Origin of the sequence: Rugosibacter aromaticivorans, assembly GCF_000934545.1 — a bacterium.
Lineage (GTDB): Bacteria > Pseudomonadota > Gammaproteobacteria > Burkholderiales > Rhodocyclaceae > Rugosibacter > Rugosibacter aromaticivorans.
On record NZ_CP010554.1, the window covers coordinates 288,724 to 304,819 of the forward strand.

General features: G+C 55.6%; 17 protein-coding genes. 7 read left to right on the top strand and 10 right to left on the bottom strand.

What is annotated here, in order from left to right; genetic code table 11:
* Positions 1-9: 9 nt before the first annotated feature.
* The gene (gene nadA / locus PG1C_RS01510) at positions 10-1,107 is read right to left on the bottom strand and encodes a quinolinate synthase NadA (RefSeq protein WP_202636870.1); all 1,098 of its coding nucleotides are present in this window, start codon (positions 1,105-1,107) and stop codon (positions 10-12) included.
* Positions 1,108-1,117: 10 nt separating this feature from the next.
* Positions 1,118-1,570, bottom strand: coding sequence for a rhodanese-like domain-containing protein (locus tag PG1C_RS01515; protein ID WP_202635689.1), 453 nt, complete (start codon positions 1,568-1,570; stop codon positions 1,118-1,120).
* Positions 1,571-1,621: 51 nt separating this feature from the next.
* Between PG1C_RS01515 and PG1C_RS01520 the strand changes: the two genes are divergently transcribed.
* From PG1C_RS01520 to PG1C_RS01550, 7 genes are all read left to right on the top strand, one after another.
* Positions 1,622-2,815 (top strand): cation diffusion facilitator family transporter, encoded by a 1,194-nt coding sequence (locus tag PG1C_RS01520; protein ID WP_202635690.1) that lies wholly within the window; start codon positions 1,622-1,624, stop codon positions 2,813-2,815.
* 206 nt (positions 2,816-3,021) lie between these two features.
* Positions 3,022-4,431, top strand: coding sequence for a type I glutamate--ammonia ligase (gene glnA, locus PG1C_RS01525; RefSeq protein WP_202635691.1), 1,410 nt, complete (start codon positions 3,022-3,024; stop codon positions 4,429-4,431).
* Between the two features lie 83 nt (positions 4,432-4,514).
* Positions 4,515-5,042 carry a DUF4124 domain-containing protein gene (locus PG1C_RS01530; RefSeq protein ID WP_202635692.1) on the top strand — a complete coding sequence of 176 codons (528 nt, stop codon included), beginning with the start codon at positions 4,515-4,517 and terminating at the stop codon, positions 5,040-5,042.
* A gap of 90 nt (positions 5,043-5,132) precedes the next feature.
* Entirely contained in the window at positions 5,133-6,206 is a 1,074-nt protein-coding gene (gene glnL, locus PG1C_RS01535) for a nitrogen regulation protein NR(II) (protein ID WP_202635693.1), read from the top strand.
* On the top strand, positions 6,206-7,651 hold the full coding sequence (gene ntrC / locus PG1C_RS01540) for a nitrogen regulation protein NR(I) (protein ID WP_202636871.1): 1,446 nt from the start codon (positions 6,206-6,208) through the stop codon (positions 7,649-7,651). The genes glnL and ntrC overlap by 1 nt, the downstream gene beginning before the upstream one ends.
* A 19-nt stretch (positions 7,652-7,670) precedes the next feature.
* Complete coding sequence (locus PG1C_RS01545) at positions 7,671-8,489, top strand: biotin--[acetyl-CoA-carboxylase] ligase (RefSeq protein ID WP_202635694.1); 819 nt, start codon at positions 7,671-7,673, stop codon at positions 8,487-8,489.
* A 44-nt stretch (positions 8,490-8,533) separates the two neighbouring features.
* Positions 8,534-9,370, top strand: a complete 837-nt coding sequence (locus PG1C_RS01550) for a symmetrical bis(5'-nucleosyl)-tetraphosphatase (RefSeq protein WP_202635695.1) — start codon at positions 8,534-8,536, stop codon at positions 9,368-9,370.
* Here the strand turns inward: PG1C_RS01550 and PG1C_RS01555 are convergent.
* The 8 genes from PG1C_RS01555 to aroQ all read right to left on the bottom strand — a co-directional run bounded on the left by PG1C_RS01555 (position 9,291) and on the right by aroQ (position 16,082).
* Positions 9,291-10,175, bottom strand: a complete 885-nt coding sequence (locus tag PG1C_RS01555; protein WP_202635696.1) for a lysophospholipid acyltransferase family protein — start codon at positions 10,173-10,175, stop codon at positions 9,291-9,293. The two genes, PG1C_RS01550 and PG1C_RS01555, sit on opposite strands and share 80 nt — an antisense overlap.
* 85 nt (positions 10,176-10,260) lie before the next feature.
* Positions 10,261-10,710: an outer membrane lipoprotein gene (locus PG1C_RS01560; protein ID WP_202635697.1), complete on the bottom strand. Its 450-nt coding sequence runs from the start codon at positions 10,708-10,710 to the stop codon at positions 10,261-10,263.
* A gap of 43 nt (positions 10,711-10,753) precedes the next feature.
* Positions 10,754-11,686, bottom strand: a complete 933-nt coding sequence (locus PG1C_RS01565) for a carbohydrate kinase family protein (RefSeq protein WP_202635698.1) — start codon at positions 11,684-11,686, stop codon at positions 10,754-10,756.
* Between the two features lie 26 nt (positions 11,687-11,712).
* Positions 11,713-12,735, bottom strand: a complete 1,023-nt coding sequence (locus PG1C_RS01570; RefSeq protein ID WP_202635699.1) for a DUF3426 domain-containing protein — start codon at positions 12,733-12,735, stop codon at positions 11,713-11,715.
* Positions 12,732-13,640, bottom strand: a complete 909-nt coding sequence (gene prmA, locus PG1C_RS01575) for a 50S ribosomal protein L11 methyltransferase (protein WP_202635700.1) — start codon at positions 13,638-13,640, stop codon at positions 12,732-12,734. The genes PG1C_RS01570 and prmA overlap by 4 nt, the downstream gene beginning before the upstream one ends.
* Before the next feature lie 5 nt (positions 13,641-13,645).
* A complete protein-coding gene (gene accC / locus PG1C_RS01580; protein WP_202635701.1) occupies positions 13,646-15,010 on the bottom strand; it encodes an acetyl-CoA carboxylase biotin carboxylase subunit in 1,365 nt (454 codons plus the stop codon).
* Positions 15,011-15,015: 5 nt separating this feature from the next.
* Positions 15,016-15,507 (bottom strand): acetyl-CoA carboxylase biotin carboxyl carrier protein, encoded by a 492-nt coding sequence (accB, locus tag PG1C_RS01585; RefSeq protein WP_202635702.1) that lies wholly within the window; start codon positions 15,505-15,507, stop codon positions 15,016-15,018.
* Between the two features lie 83 nt (positions 15,508-15,590).
* Positions 15,591-16,082, bottom strand: coding sequence for a type II 3-dehydroquinate dehydratase (aroQ, locus tag PG1C_RS01590; protein ID WP_202635703.1), 492 nt, complete (start codon positions 16,080-16,082; stop codon positions 15,591-15,593).
* Positions 16,083-16,096: the final 14 nt, after the last annotated feature.

The following is a 16,096-nucleotide window of genomic DNA, read 5'->3' on the forward strand; positions in this document are numbered from 1 at the left end:
GGACGGCGCTCATGATACGGCGAGCATACGTTCCAGCGCGGTCTTGGCAGGTACGGCTTCATGTTCTGGTACCTTGATTTGATTGACAGTCTTGCCGGCTACCAGATTTTCCAGCGTCCAGGCCAGATGCTGCGGATCAATGCGCTGCATGGTGGAACACATGCACACCGTGCTGGCCATGAACTGCACAATCTTGCCTTCGGCCTTGACCTCGCGGGCCAACCGTTCGACCAGATTCAGCTCAGTGCCAACCAGCCAGCGCGTATTGGGCGGGCCTTCCTTGACGGTCTTGAGAATGTATTCGGTGCTGCCAATATAGTCAGACTGTTTGCACACTTCAAAGCCGCATTCCGGATGCGAGATGACAATGCCATCCGGATACTGGTTGCGAAACTTGATGATGTCACGCGGCTGGAACATCTGATGCACGGAACAGAAGCCGTGCCACAGAATGATTTTTGCCTTGCTGATTTGCTCGCGGGTGAGTCCGCCTTGCTCAAGGTCGGGATTCCAGATCACCATTTCATCGAGCGGAATGTTCATCTTGTAGCCGCTCCAGCGGCCCAGATGCTGATCGGGAAAGAACAACACTTTTTCACGCTGGTTAAACGACCATTCGAGGATCTTGGGTGCGTTGGACGAGGTGCACACAATGCCACCATGCGTGCCGCAGAAGGCTTTGAGATCGGCAGCAGAGTTGATGTAGGTGACGGGCGTAATTTTTTCGTCAGGATTCATCAACGCCGATAGCTCGCGCCAGCATCGCTCAACCTTGGCCAGATTGGCCATGTCGGCCATGGAGCAGCCGGCGGCGAGGTCGGGCAGAATCGAAATCTGTTCCGGCCGCGAAAGAATATCGGCGACTTCGGCCATGAAGTGCACGCCACAGAAGATGATGTTTTCTGCTTCGGCTTCTCCGGCCAGACGCGAGAGCTTGAGCGAGTCACCGGTGAGATCGGCGTGTTCATACACATCGGCGCGTTGATAGTGGTGGCAAAGCAGCACGGCTTTTTTGCCGAGCGCGGCCTTGGCGGCGCGGATGCGCTCGCCCGCTTCTTTATCGGCCAGCGCGTTGAAATGGTCAAATTGTATGGTGGCAGTTTGCATCATCTTGAACTCAGCTTTGTGTCCAGGGAAGGCCGGCATGACGCCAGCCGTTGGTTTGATTGCGATGGCCATGAGCATCTTTATCGCCTTCAAAGCCTTCGAGAATGTTGTAGCAAGCGGAATAGCCTGCTGCAGAAGCCGCTTTGGCAGCCGCACTGGAACGCGCACCCGAACGGCATAAAAACAATAACAAGGACTCGGCTGTGACGGCGTGTTTTAGCGTTTGAACAAAGTGTGGGTTGGGTTGCATGTCGGGATACGTTAACCATTCGATTTCGATGGCATCCGGTACACGCCCTACCCAATCACGCTCGGCACGCGTACGTACATCGATAATTACCGCATTCGGCGCAAGTTGGCGAACTTCGTTCGCCTCTTGTGGTGTCACGGCTCCGGTGTAGGGCAGTTGCAGCTCAGTGGCGCGTGTCTGCGCTAAAGTGAAAATTTCATTCAGACGTCCCATGATAAGAAGCCCGCAGTTAGAATGGAGATATTAAGAGTATAGCGTCCCATTATGCTACGCGGAACCCACGACCCCTTGCATCGCCACGCCCCAGACGCCAACCTGCGCGCCAATCAGCGCTTTGCTGATGGCCAGCGTATTACCTGGGTGAGTGTCGGCGTGAATGTGGTGCTCACTACGATGCAAATGATCGTCGGGTTTTTCGCCCATTCGCAAAGCTTGATGGCGGATGCGATGCATACATTGGCAGACATCATTTCAGATGGATTTGTTCTGTATGCGAATCGCAAAGGCGCAGAAGCCGCCGATGATGCGCACCCCTATGGCCATGGCCGCTATGAAACCGCCGCATCGTTGGTGTTGGGGTTGCTATTGGTGGGTACGGGCGTGGGCATCCTGATTTCGGCGGCTGAGCGCTTGTCGAATTTGGGTAATTTGCCTCCCGTTGGCGTGGCGGCTATGTGGGCGGCGTTATTCACGCTGGCGGCCAAGGAAGGGCTCTTTCGCTACATGTTGGGTACAGCAGAACGTTTGCGCTCACCCATGCTGGTGGCTAATGCCTGGCATGCCCGAGCTGATGCGCTCTCTTCGTTGGTGGTGGCAGCAGGTATTGGTGGCGCATTACTCGGCTTTAATTTTGCGGATGGCGTAGCAGCCATTGTCGTTGGCGCCATGATTGTGCGTGCCGGGTTTCGTTTTGCGTGGGAAGCCTTAAGCGAGCTTATTGATACCGGGCTATCAGCCGAAGAGGTTGCCGCTATTCGCCAGACGGTTGCTTCCACACCCGGCGTGCTTGGCTTACACGAATTGCGCACGCGACACATGGCGCATCAAGTGCTGGTTGATGCCCATGTGCAGGTTGATCCGCGCATTAGTGTTTCAGAAGGCCACTGGATTGCTGAGACAGCCCGCAACAGCGTGCTTGAAAAGCATGCCGAAGTGCTGGACGTGTTGGTGCATATCGATGCTGAGAATGACACCTCCGGAAATGCCTCACTGAAACTCCCCGCTCGGCCGATGCTGTTGGCGCATCTACGTGACTTGCTTGGGTGCGAGCCGCCACACTTTAATCGAACCGTATTGCATTATTTGGGTAACCGGGCCGAAGCCGAAGTTGTATTTTCGGCCAGTTATTTGAACGAAGCACACCTAGAGTTAGAGGACATAAAACATCGATTGGCAAAAGTATTGCCAACCGATCCTTTGTTTTCCAAGGTGCACATCAGTCAACGAATTGCACCTTAACGGTGCATATTGGGAGTGCTATGCACAGATAGTGTGCGGTACTGGATGAAGGACTCTCCCTAAAACCTCTGCAGGAACTTGTGGCACAATTCGTTCCGGTATTGGCGGATGTGGCACAGTTGCTGCTTTAGGAACTGCACCGTTTTTAACTGTTTTGCTTTGATTTTCCCGCTTTAATTTTCGTGTCATTTTTAGGAGAGCAAGTCATGAGCCCCAAGGACGTACTTAAGCTGGTTGAAGAAAAGGAAGTTCGTTTCGTTGATTTTCGTTTCACCGATACGCGTGGCAAAGAGCAGCACGTTGGCGTGCCTGTTTCAGCCTTCGGCATGGAAAAATTTGAAGACGGCCATGCCTTCGATGGTTCGTCAGTCGCTGGTTGGAAGGGAATTCAAGCTTCTGACATGCTCTTGATGCCGGATGCCGGCTCTGCCTACATCGACCCCTTCATGGACGAAACCACGCTGATCCTGACCTGCGACGTGGTTGAACCCGCCGATGGCAAAGGTTATGACCGCGATCCGCGCTCCATCGCCAAGCGTGGAGAGGCCTATCTGAAATCCTCCGGTATTGGCGATACCGCCTACTTTGGCCCCGAACCCGAATTCTTCATTTTCGACTCTGTCGAGTGGAAAGTGGACATGTCTGGCTCCTACTGCAAGATATTTTCCGAAGAGGCTGCTTGGGCTGCTGCTGATAAATTTGAGGGCGGCAACACCGGTCATCGTCCTGCCGTTAAGGGGGGTTATTTCCCTGTGCCGCCAGTTGATAGCCTGAATGATATTCGTGCGCAAATGTGTATCGCGCTGGAAGCTTGCGGCGTGCCGGTGGAAGTGCATCATCATGAAGTTGCCACGGCTGGCCAGTGCGAGATCGGTACCATGTTCAGTAGCTTGGTGAAGCGTGCTGATCAAACGCAGATACTCAAGTACATTGTGCACAACGTCGCGCACAGCTATGGCAAGACGGCAACCTTCATGCCTAAGCCCATCGTCGGCGATAACGGTTCTGGCATGCACGTGCACCAGTCAATCTGGAAAGATGGCAAGAACCTGTTTGCTGGCAACGGCTACGCGGGGTTGTCTGACTTCGCGCTGTACTACATCGGCGGCATCATCAAGCATGCTCGCGCGTTGAACGCTATCACCAATCCGCTGACCAATTCTTACAAGCGTTTGGTGCCCGGTTTCGAAGCCCCAGTGAAGCTGGCTTACTCTGCCCGTAATCGCTCTGCTTCGATCCGTATTCCCTACGTGCAGTCTGATAAAGCGCGCCGTATCGAAGTGCGCTTCCCCGATCCAGGCACGAATCCTTACCTCGGCTTTACCGCGATGATGATGGCCGGCCTTGATGGTGTACAGAACAAGATCCATCCTGGCGATCCTGCCGACAAGAATCTGTACGACTTGCCACCAGAAGAAGATGCGAAGATCCCGACCGTTTGTTCCAGTCTTGATCAGGCACTGGAATACCTCGATAAGGATCGCGAGTTCCTCACCCGTGGCGGTGTATTCAGCAACGAGATGATCGATGCCTACATTGAACTGAAGATGGAAGAAGTGACGCGTTTCCGCATGACCACGCACCCGATCGAATTTGACATGTACTACTCGATTTGATTGATTCTTTGCTTGGCGTATAGCAAAAAGGACGGGCATGCCCGTCCTTTTTTTATCGCCATACATCGCATACACTCAAACCCATGAAAACAATCTATTTGCACTGCGTATCTTTCGGGGCACATGGCCAAACGTTCCAGGCTTTCCTGTTACGCCGTATGCTGTATTTTTCTCTTGGCGCTGCTGTTCTGGCCCCGCTGGCGGTGCATGCCGGTACGTTTTATAAATGCACAGGTGCATCTGGCAAGATTCTTTTTACGAATACCCAACAGCAAGGCGGTAAGACTACTTGTGTGGTGCTCTTTCAGCAACGTGAGCCACCTGGTGCTGCGCCTTCACGAGGACGCCATGACCGTAGCCCCCGCGCCTCTGCAACGCCCACCCCGGGTGATTTTCCACGTATCTCAGGCAATGAGCAACGCGCGCGTGATGGTGAGCGCCGCGCTATTTTAGAAAAGGAACTGAATAGTGAGCTTGAAAATTTAGCCAAAGCCCGGAAGCTTGCGGCCACCGCCGGCGCTTCACCAAATGTCCAGGCGCAGCGTGATACAGCCGCATTGCATGAGCGTAACATCAAGGCGCTACAAAAAGAGATTGGCAACTTACGCTGATTAAGGTTTCTGGTGCGCTTCTTGCTCACCCTTGCTTGAGTATTTATTCTCGCAATTAAAAACCGGTACTGCTTTACTCTTTTAAAAACGATGAATTTGCCTGCTCCCCTCGCCGTTGGCGGTCTCGATTTGCTGTCATCAGCAGTGGTGTTGGTTGATGAGCACCGGGTTGTTCGCTATGCCAATCCGTCAGCAGAAAATCTGTTTGCCATTAGTTCGCGATTGCTGGTTGGTCAATCTTTAAAAAAACTGCTGGGCGAGCCTGCCGGACTTGTCGCTGCATTGAATAGTGCCCTGGCTAATCAATGGAGTTACACCAGCCATAACATTCCGATTACTTTATCTTCTGAAACCTTGCATGTTGATTGCACGGTGACGCCTGTCATGCTGGAGGGTGCGCAATTGTTGCTTGAGGTGCGGCCGATCGATCAGCAACTGAAAGCCACCCGAGAAGAGCAGCTCGCTCAGCAGCAACAGGCGAATCGCGAGCTGGTGAGAAATCTCGCGCATGAGATTAAAAATCCGCTGGGGGGTATTCGCGGTTCAGCGCAATTGCTTGAGCGTGAGTTGGGCAATGACCAGCTAAAAGAATATACCCGGGTGATTATTGAAGAGGTCGATCGTCTGCAGGATTTAATGCAGCGCCTGCTTTCTTCGCACCGTGCGATGCAGCCCACGCTGGTTAACATCCACGAGATTCTCGAGCGCGTGCGGCGGCTAATCCATGCCGAATATCCCGATGTGCATGTCCAGCGTGACTACGATACCTCATTACCCGACCTTACCGGGGATCGTGAGCAGTTGATCCAGGCCGTGCTCAATATTGCGCGTAATGCAGCTCAGGCGATGCATGATAAGGGCGAAATCATTTTTTCTACGCGCGCCGCACGCCAGGTTATTTTGGCAAAAAAACATTATCAGTTGGCACTGGAAGTGCGGGTTACTGATAATGGCCCTGGCATTCCTGCGCATTTGCAGGACAAGATTTTTTATCCTCTGGTTTCAGGGCGTGAGAATGGTAGCGGGCTTGGTCTGACAATTGCTCAAAGTTTTGTGCAGCAGCACGGTGGAACGGTCGAGGTCACATCAAGGCCTGGACATACCTGCTTTACGCTGATGCTGCCATTGGCTTTGCGGCCCCATACAAAGGAAAACATATCATGATGAACCCCGTCTGGATTATCGATGACGATCGCTCAATCCGCTGGGTATTGGAAAAGGCGCTTGGCCGCGAAAATATTCCGGTCAAAAGTTTTGCAACGGCCGACGAAGCGCTGGGTGCCTTGGGAGACGCACAACCGCCTGCCGCCCTAATTTCTGATATTCGCATGCCCGGCCCAGATGGACTTGATTTGCTGCGCCAAGTAAAAATCCATTATCCCGAGCTGCCGGTCATCATCATGACGGCCTATTCCGACCTCGATTCCGCCGTGGCTGCATTTCAGGGGGGGGCATTTGAGTATTTGCCTAAACCGTTCGACGTCGATCAGGCAGTGGCCTTGGTACGGCGCGCACTGGCCGAATCGGTGCAGCATGGTGGAGCGGCAGAGGAGACGGGGGCCGTGCCCGAAATTCTGGGGCAAGGTGCTGCCATGCAGGACGTCTTTCGCGCGATTGGCAGGCTTTCGCAGTCACTGGCGACAGTGCTAATTAATGGCGAGTCGGGCACGGGTAAAGAGCTCGTGGCGCAAGCGCTCCATCGCCACAGCCCGCGCAAAAGTGCACCGTTTATCGCCATCAATACGGCAGCGATTCCAAAGGATTTGTTGGAATCTGAACTTTTCGGCCACGAAAAAGGCGCGTTCACGGGGGCTACGGCGCAGCGTCGTGGACGTTTTGAGCAAGCCGAGAATGGCACGTTATTTCTGGATGAAATTGGCGATATGCCGGCCGAATTGCAAACCCGATTGTTGCGTGTCCTCTCGGATGGCAATTTTTATCGGGTCGGTGGTCATCAGCCGGTGAAGGCCAATGTGCGCGTGATTGCAGCAACGCACCAGGATTTAGAGGCACGCGTCAGGGACGGCTTATTTCGCGAAGACTTATTTCATCGCTTGAATGTGATTCGCTTACGGCTGCCACCATTGCGAGAGCGGAGCGATGATATTCCGATCTTGGCGCGTCATTTTTTGCAGAAGAGTGCACAAGAGCTCGGGGGCGAACCCAAACGGCTTTCCGAGGCGGCACAAAAGTATTTGCAAGGACTCGAATTTCCCGGCAATGTGCGACAACTGGAAAATCTTTGTCATTGGCTAACCGTGATGGCACCCGGGCAAAGCATCGATGTGGCGGATTTGCCGGCGGAGTTACGTGACGCAGTGCGTGGTTCAGGGCATGACTCGGCGCGTGATCCATCCCGCCGTGTTGCCGGCGCCGATTGGATATCTGCCTTGGCGCGTGAGGCCGATCATTTATTGGCCAGCGCCCCAGGGCAAGTGGCTGAGCAACTCACGCGTCAATTCGAATCAACATTGATCCGGCGCGCACTGGCGGCAACCAGCGGCCGGCGCATCGAAGCCGCCCAGTTGCTCGGCCTTGGCCGTAACACGATAACTCGCAAGATTCAGGAGCTGGGTCTGGAAGACAATCCGATAAAGGCGCAGCCGTGATCAGGGGGCTTGTTTCGCAATGACTTTAGCGCTTGATGCAACGCGTCTGGTGGCCGCGCTGGGCCCAGCGTCATGCCGCTTCGATATCGAAGTGCTGCCGCGATGCGATTCAACGAATTCGGTAGTGCTGGGCCGTGCAGAGGCCGGTGCACCCTCGGGCACGGTGGTCGTCGCGGAGGAACAAACCGCAGGGCGTGGGCGGCGTGGGCGAGCGTGGATTGCCGCGCCGGGCGACAGCCTGACATTTTCTCTCCTCTGGCGATTTACTCCAGGTACTTTGCCCATGGGGCTGTCGTTAGCCGTGGGCGTTGCTGTGGCGCGCGCGCTGGAAAAAGTCGGCGCTGGTGATACGCCGCAAACTACCTCCTCTGCACCCTCTTTTTGCGCGGCGTTGAAGTGGCCGAACGATATTCTTCTTCAGGGTAAAAAGCTTGGCGGTATTCTGATTGAGCTGGTTCCAGGCACCCCGCATGCGGCGGTAATCGGTATTGGGCTGAACTTGCGCTTGCCCGCTGTGCTACCACTTGATGTGCGCGCCACGGCCACTGCTTTGCCGGGCGCGATGGATAACAACACATTGCTCGCCGCGCTATTGACGGAACTACGCTCCGTGTTGTCGCAGTTTGCTGCTGGCGGATTCGGAGCGCTACGCGCGGACTGGCTGGCGCGGCATGCTTTTCAGGATGCGCCGGTAGCGTTGTTGTCTGATTTTTCGCCGCCGCGCCACGGCATTTGTCGCGGTGTGGATAGCGATGGCGCTTTGCTGCTGGAGGTGAATGGCCGCATTGAACGCATCCTCTCCGGCGAAATTTCCTTGCGGGCAGCAGCCCCTGTTTAAGATAAGCTTTCGCTTTTCCGCGATATCTTGTCGTTATCAGACCTATGGCAACTTACGCGATCGGCGATGTGCAGGGTTGTTTTGACCCGCTGCGCCAACTGATCGACTTGCTTGATTTCAACCCAGCCAGCGACCGCCTCTGGTTCGTTGGCGACCTTGTCAATCGCGGGCCGCAGTCGCTCGAAGTGCTGCGCTATGTGAAGTCGCTGGGCACCGCTGCGGTGGTGACTCTTGGTAATCACGATCTGCATTTGGTGATGCAGGCCGCAGGTTATGGACGCGCCAATAAAGAAGACACGCTGGATGCAATTCTTGCCGCTCCTGATCGTGATGAATTGCTAGATTGGCTGCGTGCGCAACCGCTGGTTCATGTGGATGGCCCCTGGGCGATGGTGCATGCCGGGCTCTTGCCGGAGTGGACGCTGTCGCAGGCGAAAGTTTTATCAGATGAAGTTTCTGCTGCGCTGACTTCGCCCAACTACCGCGATTTTCTGTCGCACATGTGGGGTTCGGAGCCGGCTGCCTGGCGTGACGATCTCACCGGCTGGGACAGGCTGCGCGTGGTGGTGAATGCGATGACGCGCATGCGCTATGTGACGCTTTCCGGGGCGATGGAGTTGCGCGCCCCCGGCGCTAAAGCTCCGCCTGAGCAAGGGCCGACGGGATGCGTGCCGTGGTTTGCTGCGCGCAAGCGGGCGAGCGCCGGTTATTTTATTGTTTGCGGGCATTGGTCGGCGCTGGGCTACTTTGAACAGCCGGACTTGCTGGCGATTGACACCGGTTGCCTGTGGGGCGGCGCGCTTACCGCTGTGCGGCTGGAAGACCGGCGGGTATTTCGTCTGCCGTGTCCGCAGCAGGTAAAACCTTCAGGTTGGGATTGATCATCTGCATCAACCGATGCGCGACGGCGTGGTGTGCATGCGCTGCGAGGTGGCGACGATCAAGGCTGGTGGGTGCGAGCGCTGGCAAGGGTTCAAGATGCGCGGTGAGTCCTTCGCTGGTGGCAATGGACCACAGGCAGGCGATGAGCGTCATTTCCCCCACGTAGTCGGCGGCATGGCTGGGATGATGGCTTTGCGCATTGAAATAACGCAAAGCCAGAGGGATTACGGGTGCTGCCGCATCGATCGCACTCTGGAATAGTGCGCTGTGAAAAGGCTGCACGTTACGGCCATTGCTTGTGGTGCCTTCAGGAAATACCGCGACCAGTTGCCCCGCACGCAATTGGCTGACCAGGTGATCGCGCGCGGCGTGCGCCGCACGGCGCGAACCGCGCTCCAGAAAAATCGTTTCGGTACGCTGGCTCAGCCAGCCGACCAAAGGCCAGTCACGCACATCGTCTTTGGCCACAAAAGCCGCAGGCGCCCAGGCATTGATGACAAAAATGTCGAGGAACGAGATGTGATTGGCAACCAGCATGCCCACAGGGCGAGTTACTGTTGCCTCGCTCGCCGTATCACCAGCGCCGACTTTTAGTGTCACACCCAATACGTTGAGGAGTTGCCGCGACCAGCGCTGTTTGAGCGCCAGGCGTTTGTCTTGCGGGGCGTACGGATAGATCAGCGCAACGGTGAGTATGCCGCCTGCCAGATGCAGAGCGACGCGACTTAAACGGAATATTGCGCGGAACACCGCGCGTAACGCGGTGCGCAGATTTCCGGCAGGGGGTGCTAACGGCGTTGCCATCCGTCAATGTTTGACCAAAGGAGGACTCAAGAATTCGTCTCTGGGCTGCGGCAACACCGTTACCTGCGTGTGATACGCAAGCTTGTCAATGTGCGACACGCGTTGCGCCGCCGCCTGAGAGTACGCGTACACGTTCCCCAGGGCGGAACTGTTCGTCGGCTTCCTGCGTTACGGCGATCATTTGTCCGTTTGCCAGCTTGACAGTGATTTCAAGACCGGCCTTTTGTGTCGTTCGATCTTCAATGGCATTGCCGGCAACGCCGCCGAGTACTGCACCGAGCACCGCGCCTACCGAAGAGCCTTTGCCACCGCCCACGTTGCTGCCGCCAAGACCGCCGACTGCCGCGCCAGCGACAGCACCAATGCCGGATTTCGTGCCTTCAATGGTCACGGCGCGCACAGATTCGACCACGCCCAAACGTACGGTTTGTTCGCTGCGGGTTTGTGCGCGAGAGTAAGACGAGCCGGACTGGCTTGCACATGCCGCCAGCATCACGGTGGAGAGTGCAATGAGCAACAAGCGATAATTTTTCATGTCGTTTTCCTTTATTTTCCTTTGGTTGATTTAGCAAACTGTATCAAAGCGCTTCAGCAAATGCTGCTTGGTAACGTGCCGCAATTTCATCATGCGTTGGTTTGTGATTCTGGCCGCCGCGATGGGCAATCTTGATCGCGCCCATCAGTGAAGCCAGCCGCCCGGTTTTTTCCCACGTCCAGCCCTGGCTGATGCCATGCAGCAGGCCGGCACGATAAGCATCGCCGCAACCCGTAGGGTCGATGACGGCATCGGGTGTGGCAGCAGGAATGTCGATGCAACGCCCCTCCGTGAAAATCTGTGACCCCTTGGCACCGAGGGTAACAATCAAGGCTTTTACTTCACTTGCCAATTGCTCGAGTGTGCGCCCAGTGCGTTCTGTCAGCAGTTTTGCTTCGTAGTCGTTGACCGTGCAATAGTCAGCAAGTTGCATAAAATTCAACAAGTCGTGTTTCTCAAACATCGGCAGGCCCTGGCCGGGATCGAAAATGAATGGGATGTGTGCAGCGTGGAATTCGCTGGCGTGCTGCAGCATGCCGTCGCGCCCATCCGGGGCAATGATACCGAGGCGGACGCCTGGCGCATCGCTGACTTTGTTCTGATGCGAATGCGTCATTGCGCCGGGATGAAAGGCGATGATCTGGTTGTCGTCCAGGTCGGTGGTGATAAAGGCTTGGGCCGTGAAGCTGCCGGCGATTTCGCGCACGTGTCGGGTGTCGAGACCGAGTTGTTTCAGCCGATGCTGATAGGGTGCGCTGTCCTCGCCGAGCGTTGCCATGATGAGTGGCGCGCCGCCCAGCAATTGCAGGTTATAGGCAATGTTGCCAGCGCAACCGCCAAACTCGCGACGCATGTCGGGGACGAGAAAAGACACACTGAGGATATGAATCTGCTCAGGCAGGATGTGGTTTTTGAAACGGTCGCCAAACACCATGATGGTATCGTAGGCGAGCGAGCCGCAGATGAGGGTAGTCATTATTTTCTGTGTCCGGAGGGGTGGATTTAAGGGTAAAAAAAATACAGTCGATAGCCATTTGCAATCAGCGGATCGATGTCAATGACAAGATTTATGGCGATATCCGCGTTGGGTAGCATACCGCTGGCAATGGGAGTCAGCGGACGCAGATAGGCAGCGGGGGGTAGCACTTTGCGGAGAATGGCTTTGTCTGCAATGTCTGTCAGGGTTAGCTCAAGATGCGGGAACTGTTGACTGAATGCGGCGCGGTTTTTCAGGGTGGCTGACACGACCAAGCGGCCTGGTTTTGTTGGATCGGGATGTAAATCCGAGTTTTCAATGCTGATTAGGTCCGCTTGGGCGGGGAGGCGGGTTGTGCAGTGAGCGATGCGGCACAGTGCGGTGATGGCAGGTTGCGCCGCCGGGAGAGTTTTTGCCAGCGAGATGTGAAAGGCAACCACGGCTTGTGCTCCCAGCGCGATGAGCAGGAGCAAACTGCCCACAATCCAGGGCCCTCGATGGGGTGAGGCAGGGCTGGGCAACTCGGCAAAGGGGCCATCCAGCAGAATGTTTGTTTGGGCTGCAAGTAATGTGCGCTCTGGCTGGCTATGCGCTGAATATTCATTCGTCGAGTTTTCATCTGCCGAGGTTTCCACAACGGCTTCCTCAGCGTCCTCCGCCGGTGAGGCATCCTCGGGTGAGGTCATCATCGAGGGCGCCTCTGCCGCGAAGCGGTAATCAACATGATCTTCAGTGTTTTTTTCGAGGTCGAGGGTGTCTCCCGGGAAAACCACGAACTCGGCAGGTTTCATCCATTTGCTCGCCTGGTCGAATGTTTCAGATGCGTCAGGGTTAGCCGGATATTCTGGCAACTGCTGAGGAGTTTCAACGCGATCCGGCATCCTTTCCGTGGCAGGCGGGCGGGGGCCGTCTGACAAAGCATCGCGCAGTGTGTCTAGCGCATTAAACGCGTGTTGGCACTGGCCGCAACGCACACGGCCACCTTTGGCCCTGATCTGTTCAGCGGTGACGCGAAACGTGGTATCGCACGCGGGGCATTGGGTTATCACGCTCGGCCCTCCAGCCGCACCCAGCCTTCATGTGTTGCGCCGACATGGAGACCGATAAAGGGCGCATAAGCCGATACCACCTGTTGCGCTTGCGCTGCCAGGATACCGGATAAGGCGAGTTTCCCGCCCGGTGCGACGCACCCCGCGAGAAGCGGCGCCAAAACGCACAAGGGATTGGTGAGAATGTTGGCTACCACCAGATCAAAGCGCTGATCAGCGTTTTGCTCAAAGGGTGCGCGCGAGTGGCGTAATTCGAGCGCCACATGGTTGGCCGTGGCGTTATCGCAGGCGGCAATCAGGGCATTGTCGTCAATATCAACACCCAACACTTGCCCGGCCCCGAGTTTTGCGGCGGCAATGGCGAGTATGCCTGAGCCGCAACCGTAGTCGAGAACGGTCTCAAGGCCTTTGACTTGCTCGGTCAGCCATTGCAAGCAAAGAAAAGTAGTTGGGTGCGAGCCTGTGCCAAATGCCAAGCCGGGGTCGAGTACCAGATTAATCGCCTGGGCATCGGGGGCGGTATGCCACGAAGGCACGATCCACAAACGGTCGGTAATGTGAATGGGTTCAAACTGTGCCTGCGTTAGTCTTACCCAGTCTTGTTCTTCAACTTCTGTGAGTTCGATGTTGGGCAGGTCAGTGATACCGACTTCCAGTGCGGCACGGGCAACGCGCCCTACGAGATCATCTGCTGGCTGGAACAGTGCCATGACGCGGCTCTCATTCCATAAGGGGGTGGCAGGCGAGTTAATCAGGCCATCAGGTTCGCCAAACTGCGGTGTTTCGAGATCCGTCCCGGCCAGCGCATCTTCTACGCTGACAGAAATTGCGCCTGCACCCATCAATGCGTCTGACAGCGCATCAGCGTGAATTGCGTCAGTTTTTATCGCGATACCGAGCCACATTCAGGCTATTGCTCCTTGATGGTGGCACTTTTTTCGGCCAGTTTTTCTTCAAGGTAATGGATGCTTGTTCCGCCTTGCCGAAAGCGTTCGTCGAGCATGAGTTCTTGGTGAAGCGGGATATTGGTCTTGATGCCATTCACCATCATTTCAGAGAGCGCGATGCTCATGCGAGCGATTGCTTGTTCGCGGGTGTGGCCAGTACTGATGACTTTGCCGATCATGGAATCATAGTGGGGCGGCACGTTATAACCCGAGTAGGCGTGCGAATCAACGCGAATGCCTGGCCCGCCAGGGGGATGCCAGGTGTCGATCTTGCCGGGGGAGGGGGTGAATTTGAAGGGGTCTTCGGCATTAATGCGGCATTCAAGGGCGTGGCCACGAATTTCAACATCACGTTGTTTAAAGTGCAGTTTTTCGCCTGCGGCAATGTGTAATTGCGCTTGAACAATATCGATGCCGGTGACTTGTTCAGTTACCGGATGTTCGACTTGAACGCGAGTGTTCATTTCGATGAAAAAGAATTTTCCGTTTTCGTAAAGAAACTCGAAAGTGCCTGCGCCACGATAATGGATCCGCCGACATGCTTCAGCACATCGCTCGCCAAGCGTTGCAATAAGACGTCGGTTGATGCCAGGCGCCGGTGCTTCTTCGATCACTTTTTGGTGCCGACGCTGCATGGAGCAATCGCGTTCCCCCAGATAAATAGCGTTGTCATAAGCGTCCGCCAGTACCTGAATTTCTATGTGGCGCGGGTTTTCCAGGAACTTCTCCATGTAAACCGTGGAGTTGTTGAAGGCCGCCCCGGCCTCGCCGCGCGTCATGGTGACGGCGTTGAGTAACGCAGCTTCGGTGTGGACAACGCGCATGCCCCGTCCGCCGCCGCCGCCAGCTGCTTTGATAATCACCGGGTAGCCTACGGCACGTGCGATTTTAGTGATCTCTTTTGGGTCGTCAGGCAGCGCGCCGTCAGAGCCGGGAACGCAGGGTACGCCGGCTTCTTTCATGGTGTGTTTAGCACTGACCTTGTCGCCCATGAGCCGTATGGTTTCCGGACGCGGACCAATGAAGGCGAAGCCGGATTTTTCTACCCGCTCAGCAAAGTCCGCGTTTTCTGACAGAAAGCCGTAGCCGGGGTGAATCGCTTCGGCGTCGGTGACTTCAGCAGCGGAAATAATCGCCGGGACATTAAGGTAACTTAAAGCCGAAGCGGCTGGGCCGATGCATACGGATTCATCAGCGAGCTTGACGTATTTTGCCTCGGTATCGGCTTCGGAATGTACAGCGACGGTGCGTACACCCAGCTCGCGACAGGCACGCAGGATACGCAGGGCAATTTCCCCGCGATTGGCAATGAGAACTTTACCGAACATAGTGGTCAGCTGATCACGAACAGTGGTTGGCCGTATTCCACGGCTTGGCCATTTTCGACCAGGATGGCGGTGACGGTGCCAGAGACGTCGGATTCAATTTCGTTCATTAATTTCATGGCTTCGATGATGCAGAGTGTTTGTCCTGCTTTTACCGCTTGCCCAACCTCAACAAACGAGGGCGAATCCGGGCCGCCGGCGCGATAAAAAGTGCCAACCATGGGCGCTTTGAGCTTATGGCCGGTATCCGCTTCCGTAGCCGCCGCGCTGCTCGCGGCTGAAGAAGTCGGTGCTGGTGATACGGCGGCTGAGGCGTGATCACCATTCATCGGGCTACCGTAACCACCTGCGTTTGCCATTGGCATGCTGACCATGGTGGTTTGCGGCGTGGGTAAGTGCTTGGCGATGCGAATTTTCTCTTCGCCTTCGCTGATTTCAAGCTCGGAAATACCGGAGTTTTGTACAAGATCAATCAAGGTCTTGAGTTTTCTCAGGTCCATAGACGGGTTCCTTTCGGGGTTTGATAGATGAATGTGGGGCGCATCACCAGTATTTGCACTGGTGATGCGATCCTGTGCGGGGCTTAAGTTGTGGCGTTTAGCCGCATTAATGCAGCTTCCAGAGCCAGGGTGTAGCCCTGAGCGCCAAGGCCCGCGATGACGCCCGTTGCAATGTCGGAAAAATACGAATGCCGACGAAACGATTCGCGTGAGTGAATGTTCGAAAGATGCACCTCGATAAAAGGGATGGCGACTGCCACCAGGGCATCCCGTAAGGCAACGCTGGTATGTGTGTATGCAGCGGGATTGATAATAATGAATGTGACCCCTTGCTCGCGGGCGGATTGCACGCGGTCAATCAATTCGCCCTCGTGGTTGCTTTGAAAGCTTTCCAGGCGGACGCCATTCGCGCGTGCCTGAGTTTCCATCGCGGCGTGAATATCGGCGAGCGTCGTGTGACCATAGATTGCGGGTTCACGTGTGCCAAGTAGATTCAAATTGGGCCCGTGAAGCACGAGAATCACCGAATTTTGTTTTTCGCCAGTTTCGCTTTTGCTGTGCTTTTGCGTCGTCATGGGCGCAAGTTTGC